This window comes from Nocardia barduliensis (genome assembly GCF_013315795.1).
Taxonomy (GTDB): Bacteria; Actinomycetota; Actinomycetes; order Mycobacteriales; family Mycobacteriaceae; genus Nocardia; species Nocardia barduliensis.
This window is the reverse complement of sequence record NZ_JABLTE010000262.1, coordinates 1-1,188: the sequence shown is the minus strand read 5'-3', so window position 1 is coordinate 1,188 and position 1,188 is coordinate 1. Positions and strand designations below refer to the sequence as shown.

The following is a 1,188-nucleotide window of genomic DNA, read 5'->3' as shown; positions in this document are numbered from 1 at the left end:
CGTGCATCAGCGCAATTCCCACGAGCGCCGCCGGCACCGCGAGCAGGCGCACAGGTATGCGACGCGAGGGCGGGGCGGCGGTCACCCCGCCGAGAGTACCAACCAACTACGGAGCCCTGTAGTAGGAGGTGTGCTCGGCCCCGGACTTGACCTTCCCCTTCACTGGAAGGTTCATCCTGTGAGGCGATATCGCGCAACCAGGCTGGTTCCCGGGGCGCTGCGGATTCGTGATGTAACGAAAGGCCCGACCTTGTCCTTGCATGTTCAGCCGCTGTCGGTGCACTGCCATGGGCCGTTGACCCGCCGAGCGCATGTCTGTTTCGGGATCAGTCCGTTCAACAGCTACTTCACCACCGAACGGATCGCAGGGCTGGCCCGGTGGGGTTTCGGCGAGTTCGAGGCGGCGCATTTCTTCGTCCCGGACCTGCCCGCGACCTACACCCTGGAAGCACTCGGATATGCGCCGGAGCGCGCCGCGCACAAGGCCCGCCGCCAGGGCCAGTACGTGCGCAACAAGATCGCGCGGGCCCTCATCGACCTGGGCGTGCGCGAGCCGCAGCGACTGATACTCGGCGCATCGGAACTCGATACGAACCCGCGCTACCGGCAACTGCTCGACCAGGCGCAGCGACTGTTCGACCGTGATCCGGACTTTCGCGCCGACTGCTTGGAAGCATCACGGTGGGTGCTGGAGAACCGGCTGCCCGCGGGCAGCTCGGCGTCCGAGGATCAGCTGCGGTCGGCCGTTCGTTACCTGCTCGCCGAGCTGCCCTTGTTCACCGACACCGGCGGCATCGTCGGCGCTGAGTCGTCGGTGTTCTGCTACCACCAGGGCATCGGATTCCTGCGGCGCTTCTACGGCGGCGAGTTGGCCTGGCGGCCCGTGGTGGGTCAGGGGTTCGGTGTGCTCACCGACCTGGTACCCGCTGCGGGCTGAGTCTCGGATTCCAGGATCCAGCACACGGCGGCCTGGTCGTGTTCGGTAGCGCTGGGCCCACGCCGGGCGGTGTCCAGGAGGGATTCGAGATGGGTTTCGAGGGTGATGAGCTCGGCGATCTGGGCACGGACCTGATCGAGCCGGGAGGACAGCACCTGTTCGACGTGGCTGCACGGTGCTTCGCCGCGGTCGACGATGCTCAGCACCTGGCGGGCTTCGGCGAGCGAGAGCCCAGCAGCCTGGGCGCTTCG

2 protein-coding genes are annotated in these 1,188 nt (G+C 67.1%); one reads left to right on the top strand and one right to left on the bottom strand.

Annotation, left to right across the window (positions count from 1 at the left end):
• Positions 1–250 precede the first annotated feature (250 nt).
• Complete coding sequence (locus HOV91_RS39085) at positions 251–937, top strand: tRNA-dependent cyclodipeptide synthase (RefSeq protein ID WP_217441614.1); 687 nt, start codon at positions 251–253, stop codon at positions 935–937.
• Here the strand turns inward: HOV91_RS39085 and HOV91_RS39080 are convergent.
• Positions 892–1,188 (bottom strand): MerR family DNA-binding protein (locus tag HOV91_RS39080; RefSeq protein ID WP_174190186.1); only part of this gene is annotated, 297 nt, incomplete at its 5' end. The two genes, HOV91_RS39085 and HOV91_RS39080, sit on opposite strands and share 46 nt — an antisense overlap.